Source organism: Winogradskyella sp. Asnod2-B02-A (assembly GCF_045063645.1).
GTDB lineage: Bacteria > Bacteroidota > Bacteroidia > Flavobacteriales > Flavobacteriaceae > Winogradskyella.
Genome location: NZ_JBEFOG010000011.1, coordinates 1 through 9207, shown reverse-complemented (window position 1 = coordinate 9207; position 9207 = coordinate 1). Strand labels below are relative to the sequence as shown.

The 9207-nt window shown below is 30.0% G+C and carries 11 protein-coding genes; all 11 read left to right on the top strand.

Annotated features, from left to right (window positions below):
- Positions 1-143 precede the first annotated feature (143 nt).
- The 11 genes from ACJJVO_RS00175 to ACJJVO_RS00125 all read left to right on the top strand — a co-directional run bounded on the left by ACJJVO_RS00175 (position 144) and on the right by ACJJVO_RS00125 (position 8946).
- Positions 144-833 carry a hypothetical protein gene (locus ACJJVO_RS00175; protein WP_405568955.1) on the top strand — a complete coding sequence of 230 codons (690 nt, stop codon included), beginning with the start codon at positions 144-146 and terminating at the stop codon, positions 831-833.
- 166 nt (positions 834-999) lie between these two features.
- The gene (locus ACJJVO_RS00170; RefSeq protein ID WP_405568953.1) at positions 1000-1578 is read left to right on the top strand and encodes a hypothetical protein; all 579 of its coding nucleotides are present in this window, start codon (positions 1000-1002) and stop codon (positions 1576-1578) included.
- Positions 1579-2337: 759 nt separating this feature from the next.
- Positions 2338-2787, top strand: coding sequence for a hypothetical protein (locus tag ACJJVO_RS00165; protein ID WP_405568950.1), 450 nt, complete (start codon positions 2338-2340; stop codon positions 2785-2787).
- Between the two features lie 192 nt (positions 2788-2979).
- Positions 2980-3765: a hypothetical protein gene (locus ACJJVO_RS00160; protein WP_405568947.1), complete on the top strand. Its 786-nt coding sequence runs from the start codon at positions 2980-2982 to the stop codon at positions 3763-3765.
- A 145-nt stretch (positions 3766-3910) separates the two neighbouring features.
- Positions 3911-4453 (top strand): hypothetical protein, encoded by a 543-nt coding sequence (locus tag ACJJVO_RS00155; RefSeq protein WP_405568945.1) that lies wholly within the window; start codon positions 3911-3913, stop codon positions 4451-4453.
- Positions 4454-4628: 175 nt separating this feature from the next.
- Complete coding sequence (locus ACJJVO_RS00150; RefSeq protein WP_405568943.1) at positions 4629-5123, top strand: hypothetical protein; 495 nt, start codon at positions 4629-4631, stop codon at positions 5121-5123.
- 160 nt (positions 5124-5283) lie between these two features.
- Complete coding sequence (locus tag ACJJVO_RS00145) at positions 5284-5673, top strand: hypothetical protein (RefSeq protein ID WP_405568940.1); 390 nt, start codon at positions 5284-5286, stop codon at positions 5671-5673.
- A 189-nt stretch (positions 5674-5862) separates the two neighbouring features.
- Positions 5863-6810, top strand: coding sequence for a tetratricopeptide repeat protein (locus tag ACJJVO_RS00140; protein WP_405568937.1), 948 nt, complete (start codon positions 5863-5865; stop codon positions 6808-6810).
- Between the two features lie 157 nt (positions 6811-6967).
- Entirely contained in the window at positions 6968-7417 is a 450-nt protein-coding gene (locus ACJJVO_RS00135; RefSeq protein WP_405568935.1) for a hypothetical protein, read from the top strand.
- A gap of 158 nt (positions 7418-7575) precedes the next feature.
- Positions 7576-8277: a hypothetical protein gene (locus ACJJVO_RS00130; protein ID WP_405568933.1), complete on the top strand. Its 702-nt coding sequence runs from the start codon at positions 7576-7578 to the stop codon at positions 8275-8277.
- A 159-nt stretch (positions 8278-8436) separates the two neighbouring features.
- Positions 8437-8946 carry a TPM domain-containing protein gene (locus ACJJVO_RS00125; protein WP_405568931.1) on the top strand — a complete coding sequence of 170 codons (510 nt, stop codon included), beginning with the start codon at positions 8437-8439 and terminating at the stop codon, positions 8944-8946.
- Positions 8947-9207: the final 261 nt, after the last annotated feature.

Below are 9207 nucleotides of genomic sequence, written 5' to 3'. Positions count from 1 at the left end.
ATGGTTCTTGGCAACTTTATAGAAAGAGAGGACTCGTACGTCTAAGGGATCACTAATCTAAAACACGTTATAGTTCTCCTCTTTTTCTATATAAATATATTTATTGTAAACTAAAGAAACACGTTGTACGCAAGCTGAAAAAAATGAAGAACTTAACAATAATCTTTCTAATTTTAATTGGAATTTCTGCAAATTCACAAACATTTAGCGTGAAAGGAATTCAGAAATATTGCGAAACTGATAGAACAGATAGTCGAGAACGATATTTAAGTGTTACACGAAATGACAGCGTGATTGTTGAAAATGTCAAAACGAGATTTGGAGAATTTAAAGTCAAAGGATTAAAAGAAGGTTTTTATACATTTAAATTCACCAATATTTTTGGACAAATAGTAAATTATAAAACCGAGATTTTAAAAAACGGAAATCAAATTACAATTTGTGTAGACACATTTCAAGAAACTAATGAAAAAACCTTGTTCTCGGAATTAACAAGTGAAGACAAACTCATTATCGAATATGCTTCATCAGGTTGCTTTCATTTCGACAATGAGCAAATGAAATTCTATTATGAAAAGGAAAAACTTATAGCGGAATTATATATTTCCGAAAAGTTAGTTAAAAGAAAAAAAGTGGACTCAAAATCGCTGGAATATCTAATCGGGTTTGAAAAAAAAGTAAAACAAATGAAAAATAATATGGGTGGATGTACAACTTCTGACCTTTATGTTTTTAGCTTAAATAATGAAACTGGATTTTCAGTAAATGATAGCAGTTGTGATTGGAATGGCTATCGTGAATTGAAAAAAGAAATATTTAATTATACAAAGTAAAAGCCAGCGTACAACACCGTGTATAATTAATTGCTTTATTGAGCTTACTTGCGAATATTCCTTCGGAATATTCACGGGTTCGTAAATGTTTATTAACTTAGTTGCTTAACCACGCAACTAACCATACACAAACACGTTGCCAACAAGCTGACCAAAATCCTCTGAATTGAAAATAAAACAGAATTATTTAAAAGGAAAATCCGTTTTCATAGTTTCATTACTCGTAATCGGAATTACAATTCTGACTGTTTATCTGACTGGAATTAACTTCAACCGAAGTCTGACTTCTAACCTCTATTTGTCTCTCGGAATTATAGCAACTGCTCTTTTTCTTTTTATGACTTACGGACTGTATAAAGGAATTGGACTGATTGACAATTTTCCTAAATTTCGGAATTTTAAACGAGGTGATATAATGGGAAATGCTTCACCGACTTTCGATACGCCTTCAATTGAGGTTGGAGACGGAATTGGAGGACTGATTTTATCAATTTTACTGTGGATTGGAATGACGATTTTGATAATTATATTGCTAATCGTTTTGGAGGCAATTTTCTGGTTTTCACTTTTTATAATTTTAGCAATGCTATATTGGATTTTTTTCAGAGCATTAAAATTCGTTTTTAATAAATCAAAGGACACAAAAGGAGATATTGGAATTTCAGCAGTTTACTCGCTGACTTATACTCTACTCTATGTTGGTTGGATTTTCGGAATCGTTTATCTGACTGAAATATTGAAATAAAGCCAGTTGGCAACAACGTGTATAATTAATTGCTTTGGCAAGTGCTTATTTGGAAAATTCCTTCGGAATTTTCTCGCGTTCGTTTTTGTTTACTAAATTAGTTGCTGAAACACGCAACTAACCATACACAAACACGTTGGCAAACATTTTGGCGCACCAACAATTTTACGGCTTTCACTCAATTCTGTTAGTATTTGCATTACAAATATTACGCTGGAATTATAATCTGAATCTTTAAAAGTATTACGCAGGATTTTTTCACTCTTAAGGAACTTCACGCACGAAATTCGGCTAGCCCAACTTCTGTTCTTAAGTTCGAAATTATAGCAATCCTCAACTTTCGGCTGATAAGCGGAATGTCAAATCGTACGGCTGAATAACAGAAACCAATCATGATCTGAAAAAAGTGCGGAATATTAATTCGGAAATTTTTTTGAGAATTTTAAAGAAAAAAGAAACTAACACCTGAATTGCATAACGTACGAACCAATTACGTTGGAACAGAACGCACGAAAACAAAAAACGTTAGCCAACAATGTATATAATTCATTGCTGCTTCTCGCCTACTCACGAAAAGTCCTTCGGATTTTCTATGTCGTTTTTATTTGCTAACTTTAGTCTTTAAACTCGCAACAAATCATATACGAGACCGTTGGCAAACATTTAAGCGAATCGTTAACTAATTGAAAATCATCGTTCACTCAATTAGAGTTTCGCAATTACTAAACAAAGAATAGATTTGAAAACAATCTAAAATGAATGAAAAAAATTGGACTAATACTTTTGACAATTCTGCTGAATCTCAATTTGAGTTTCTCACAAACCGAATCTGAAATTGACTCGCTTTTAAACGGAATTTCTAAAACGGAAAATTCAATTGGAATTATAAAAACAAAGCAAGCCGAAAAAATTATGGCTTTTGGAGAAAAGTCATTACCAATTCTTGCGGAATTTTTTACTGATTCTACTCTGACCAAAATAAAATCTGAATGTCATAATCGGAATTTAACCAAAGGAGAATTAGCAATAATTATTGCTGACAGAATTAAAGGAATGCCATTTGCTCTTTTGACTGGAGTTCAAAATTGTACAATGGAATTTTGCAAAAACAATCCAAACTTGATAGAGTATTATTTACCTTGGATTGAAAAAGATAACGGAAAATCATTTAAAGAAAAATATATTAGTTGGTTGAAAAATAGCGATTGAAAAATAAAAACGATTTGCCAACACCGTGTATAATTAATTGCTAGGTTCTAGCCTACTTGCGAAAATTCCTGCGGAATTTTCACGGGTTCGTCAAAGTTTGCTAACTTAGTTGCTGAACCACGCAACTAACCATACACAAGACCGTTGCCAGTAATTTGACCGAACCAAAGAACATTAATATTTATTGACTAAATGAAAACCCAATTTTTAGTTTATTCTTTAGCAATTTTCACTTTTTTCTCTTGTCAAAATCAACGAGAAGAAACGACTGAATTAAATTCATTTTTACAATCTAATTATGAATTCAATTTTAGAGTTTTAAATCATAATAGAGGGAATTATTTTCAAAGAATAGAAGAACAGCCATATCGTTCAGTTGACAAAATAGACCAATTGGATTCTAAATTTGAGATATTAATTGCCAATATTGATAGAGCTATTGCCAACAAAGAAAATAATATTGAAAATATAATTTCGGACTTTCAAATTATTATGGACGAAATTCCTAAAATTGTGAACAATAGAAAAGACTATTTACAAACTGAGTTTGATAATATAGAAAAAGTAAAAACTGACTCAAATGAATTTTATTTGAATTGTTTAAAAAATAGACTCGTAATTGCAACGTCTTATGCTTTTGAATATTCAGTAAATAACTGGATTGATGATTTTGATGGATTACATAAGGTAAACGTAAACAGTTATTTCACAAAAATAAATGAAAACGGAATTAAACTTAGCCTCACTTCTAAATACGGACAAACCATAAGAGAAAATAGGCGCATTATAATTAATGAAATTGAATTTAACGGAAATGAGAAAAAGATAAATTATGAACTTAAAGATAATTTCTCTTTTGCAGATATTGAATTCGATTCATTGCAAAAAGGAAGCTATCAAATAAATGGAATTTTGAGGTATTATGAAAGAGATGAGATATTTGATATTCCGATTAATGAAAAGTTTGAAGTGGAATAAAAAACTACTGGCAACACCGTGTATAGTTAATTGCTTTTCCGTGCTTACGTACGAAAATCCCTTCGGATTTTCTATGTCGTGAGTATTTGCTAACTTAGTCGCTAAACCACGCAACTAACCATACACAAAACCGTTGTACATAATTATGAAGAAAATCCTACTTAAAATTGTTTTACCGATAATATTAATAGTTTTTTTGCTGTGGTTTCTTCGAATGGATATAAAATACCTTTTTTTAAATTCTCAAGTAATTTATTGGTCTGATGATGTTAAAATATCAGAATCAGATTTCACAGACAACATTAATTTGACTTCAAAATCTGATATTTCTTATTTTCATGGTCTGATGATAAAAAAAACATACATCCAAAAAGCAAATGTGAAAGCTGTATTTTACAAAAATAAATCATGGATAAAAAACTCAGCTGACTTCAAGAAAGAATACAAACTTCAAAAAGTTGTATTTGACCTTTATGAAGCTTACGCAAAAAAATATAATAAGGAAATTGAAAAGCTCAGAAGTAAAAACAATACTGATTTAACTTTTCCAGAATTAAAGGAAATCGGAAAACCTATTTTCGCCGATTTATTTGCGACAGAAGATTCAATTTTCAATACTAATATGGAGTTTAATCATTTAGTGGAATTTTGGAGATTTAAAATTGATAAATTGTTGGTAGAAGAATAACTATGTACAACACAGTATATAAAAAATTGCTACTTTTAGCTTAACCAAAGTTAGTTACTTGTTTGCTTGCATCTGATTTTCCTTCGGAAAATCCTCGCACACAAACACGCAACTTTCCATATACATAAACGTTGTGGGTAATATCGGAAAACCGAAACTGAAATTGAAATTGAAATTGAAAAAAATAGATTGGATATTATTAATAACATACATTGGAATCCATATTATTATCGGATTGATATATGTGTTTGATTTATATGACCGAGAATGGATTCTGAATGTCTATTTTGTAATTCCTTTCATTTACGTTTTCCTGATATTTGATGTTTATCATAAACGATTTTGGAATAACAGAATTCTACTGATTTGGGGAATTATTGGAGTAATTCAATTAATTACCTATTATAGTTATCGCGATTTACCTCAAATTCAAGCTGTAAATGGAAATGACTTGATTTGGCTAAAAGCATTGCCTTTGACAATTCTGACTTCATTTATTTTGAACTTAATTAATAAAAAAGTTTATGGAGATAATTTTATAGTAACTGCATTTCGACTTGACCCGAATCGGATTGAACCAAAAGACGGAAGAAAGTTGAGACCAGCTGATTATGTTTTCTCTGTAATCGGATTTATAATTATAATATTTGGAACAGTATTTACGAATTAAAATACTACCCACAACACCGTGTATAATTAATTGCTTTGTTCTAGCCTACTTGCGAAAATTCCTGCGGAATTTTCACGGGTTCGTAAATGTTTACTAACTTAGTTGCTAAACCACGCAACTAACCATACACAAAACCGTTAGCACACATTTGAGAAAAACTATGAGAATATTAATAATCCTTACTTTAATTTTCGGAGTTAACTCTTGCACAGCGCAATCTGAATCTGAAAAAAAACTAATCGGAAAATGGATTTTGGTTGCGGAAACTGACTCTTTTGATGACGATATTGAGCCACTTACGGAAAATAACTCTGAATCGGAATCTGACTCAAAAACTGAATTGGAAACCACTCTGACTTTTAATAAGGACAAAACAATATTTATTAACCAAATGGGAAATGAATATGATGCGACTTATAAACTGACTGACTCAATTCTGACTATTGGAAATCGGAATTATATTCTGATTGAAATCAACAAAAAGAAACTGATTTATAAAAATAAAGGCGGATTGTTTGACAAGCAATACGAATATAAAAAATCGGAATAAAAACGTGTGCTAACACCGTGTATAATTAATTGCTTCATTGAGCCTACTTGCGAATATTCCTGCGGAATATTCACGGGTTCGTAAAAGTTTGCTAACTTAGTTGCTAAACCACGCAACTAACCATACACAAACACGTTGGCAGCAATAGTCAAAAAAATTCCGTAATCATTTGAATACATAGTTCTAATTATGAAAAACATTCTCTTTATACTAACTATTATTCTTATTCCAATTGGAATTTTACTCAGAATATATGACATAGTTGGTGGACATATTCTGTTGACTCTTGGATTTTTAGGATTATTAATTTTTTATGTAAAAAAAACAATTAGCGGATTTCAAGATAAAGTTTCAAAAAAAATTATTGTCTTGAATATCTTATTAGTATTAATGTCTTTTTGCTTATTTACAAAGTATCTCTATCATATTTTCGGAGATTATCCAACATTAGTTATTCTTCCAATTTTCATAATTTCTGCTTTAGTTTATTTAATTACAGAAAGAGAAAAACAAACAAAATTGACAATAGTTACATTACTATATTTAATATTGACAATTCCTTTATTCGGTTTTGAATTTAACGAATCACCAAGGCATTATATTCCTCAATCTTGGTATGATAGATATGGCGAACCTAAAAGTTACGTTAAATCAATACCATTCGAATTTGAACGTAAAGAAACCGAGGAACTTAACGAAAAGGGAAATAAATTAAAAAAAGAAGGACTTTATACTGAAGCAATAAAAGCATATCAAAAAGGAAGAAAAATAGAACCTAAAAATGTCAGCTTGCTATTTGAATTATCCGAAGCTTATGCCAATATAAATGAATTAGAAACTGCAATTGCACTTATGGATACAGCTATAAGTATCAATCCAAATTACCCTGAATTTTATAATAATCGAGGTTTATTATATTACAAAATCAATAAGGATGAAGAAGCAATAAAAGATTATGAACAAGGTATCAAATTGGATTCTACTCAATGGTCATTTTATGCAAATTTAGCAATGGTCTATTATTATCAAGATTCATTTGATACTGCTTGTGAGAAAATTGAAAAAGCGGAGTCGCTCGGACTTGAAATAACTGAATTTAATTTACTAAGAGAAATAAAAGAAGAACATTGTGAATAAAACTACAGCTGCCAACACCGTGTATAATTAATTGCTTGGTCACTGCCGACTTACGAACATTCCTGCGGAATATTCTATCTGTAATTTATTTGCTAAATTAGTTGCTTAACCACGCAACTAACCATACACAAAACCGTTGGCAGCAAGTTCAGAAACTATGAGAAAAATCCTGATAATATTATTTTTAACAAGTTTAACTAGTTGTTATTTCGGAGCAAATGAATCTGGCGGAAAAATAACCAAGAATTTTCATTTGATTGGTTGGGACGAAAAAGATTGGCAAATTGTTTATAGCACAACAGATAATGATATTTACAATCCTGAAAAGATTATAATTCGACATGATGTTTTTGCTGTTGGACACAATGACGATTTTATAATTGCGAAACAACATCCATGTGAAAATACTGAATCGCATTTAATTGATTTTGACAGTTTACGAGCGAATAAAAACATTACCAATTTTTACATCATTGAAATTCGGAACGTAAACAACAATTATCAAATTCATAAATATAAAAACGAACTTGAATTCAAAAAAGGAAGAATTGAATTGGGAGTTTCAAAAGATTTAGAATATAAATTTTACAACAAGGAATTAGAATGAAAAATAAAAACCAGCTGCCAACACCGTATAAAAATAATGCTTAGTTTAGTGCTAAATCAAGAGTCCGTGCACTTTTGTTACGTCTGATTTTCCTGCGGAAAATCCTCGCACACAAAACCGCACTATTCTTATACATAAACGTTGGCAAACATAAAAAAATGAACTTCAAAAAATATTTATTGATTTTTTTATTTATAATTCTATCTACAAAAAACTTTGGACAGGAAAAACCTGAATTTAATTGTGGAAATGGATTTGAAATAATTGAAACTGAAATTGAATCACAAAAAACAGTATCATTTAGAATAATTACATCCCAAAAAATATATACTAAAGAAAGTTTTGAGTTTAGTGAAGGAATTGTATTAATATCTGATTTGAATGAAAATTTGAATTCTAACGAAATAGTTAAAACTGTAGCAACTATTGGTGTTAAAAAAAAATTGAGCAAAATTATTGCTTTTAAAACTTGTAAAGCAGTAGAAATTTATTTCAAGAAAGCAAAATCAACGAAAGAAGAAACAGATTATCTAAATAAGAATATTATTATTGAACTTAAATTAGACATCAATAAATCATTAAGTAGAAAAGAGAAAAAAAAGAATAAGAAAAAACGAGATTTTATAGAATCAATTGGAATAGAAATTTGTGAAGTCTTATCGAAAAATGAAACTGAAAAATTTAGTTCGGAGAAACTTTCTAATGCAATGGTACCAAAATTATCCGAAAATGTAGAAAAAATGATGAAAGTTTATGATTTGTCTTTTGAAGAAAGTTCAGATTTATTTATGAAAGATTTGACATTGTACTTAATAGACAACTGCAAAATTGTGAATAAATTTACATACAAACAAGAATAATACGTTTGCCAACACCATATATAATTTATTGCTGGTTTTTTGCCTACTTGCGAAAATCCTCGCGGATTTTCTTTGTCTGTAATTATTTATTAATTTAGTACAAAATTCACGCAACAAACCATATATAAACACGTTGTACACAATACCCAAGCGCCTGAAATGAAAATCGAAAAACTGATAATCGTAATTTTAATAATCAGCTTATTTGCCTGTAATAATTCAAAAAAGACTGAAGACAAAACTAATCCGCCAAAAGTTGAATTTGACTTTTCTGATATGCCAGAAAATTATGAGGCTAAACCTGAAACTTACGTGAATGATTTGGAAAAAATCTTTACGAAAGAACAAAATCAGGAATTAGAAAAACTTTTAGTTAAACTTCAAAAAGAAAGCGGGAAAAAAATTCTGATTTTAACGGTTCCTTCAAAAGAGAAATTAAACAAAGATTGGAGTATTGACAACGGATTTACAAATAGCGGAATTATAATAACTGTTAGTGAATCTTTAAAAGATATCGGAATTGGAATAGCCAAAGACACAAAAGATATTTTATCGGAAAGTACTCGTGAAAAGATTATTGAAAACACTATCATTCCTGAATTTGAAAACGGAAATTATTACGATGGAATTAATAAAGGAATAGAAGAAATTTTAAGAAGTTGGAAATAAAAGTACTGTGTACAACAACGTGTATAATTAATTGCTTTATCGAGCTTACTTGCGAAAATTCCTGCGGAATTTTCACGGGTTCGTAAAAGTTTGCTAAATTAGTTGCTGAACCACGCAACTAATCATACACAAACACGTTAACTACAAGTTTGCCAGACCAATAAACATCCTTCAAAGATTGATACATTTTAACTTCCAATATTAGAAAATCACTCTGTGGAATCCCTCAATCTGAAAAATATTGTGCATAATAAATAGACC

Coding starts and splice junctions, on each gene's coding strand:
- ACJJVO_RS00160 (WP_405568947.1), top strand. CDS start 2,980: ATGAAAACCCAATTTTTAGTTTATTCTTTAGCAATTTTCACTTTTTTC.
- ACJJVO_RS00155 (WP_405568945.1), top strand. CDS start 3,911: ATGAAGAAAATCCTACTTAAAATTGTTTTACCGATAATATTAATAGTT.
- ACJJVO_RS00145 (WP_405568940.1), top strand. CDS start 5,284: ATGAGAATATTAATAATCCTTACTTTAATTTTCGGAGTTAACTCTTGC.
- ACJJVO_RS00125 (WP_405568931.1), top strand. CDS start 8,437: ATGAAAATCGAAAAACTGATAATCGTAATTTTAATAATCAGCTTATTT.
- ACJJVO_RS00135 (WP_405568935.1), top strand. CDS start 6,968: ATGAGAAAAATCCTGATAATATTATTTTTAACAAGTTTAACTAGTTGT.
- ACJJVO_RS00165 (WP_405568950.1), top strand. CDS start 2,338: ATGAAAAAAATTGGACTAATACTTTTGACAATTCTGCTGAATCTCAAT.
- ACJJVO_RS00140 (WP_405568937.1), top strand. CDS start 5,863: ATGAAAAACATTCTCTTTATACTAACTATTATTCTTATTCCAATTGGA.
- ACJJVO_RS00175 (WP_405568955.1), top strand. CDS start 144: ATGAAGAACTTAACAATAATCTTTCTAATTTTAATTGGAATTTCTGCA.
- ACJJVO_RS00130 (WP_405568933.1), top strand. CDS start 7,576: ATGAACTTCAAAAAATATTTATTGATTTTTTTATTTATAATTCTATCT.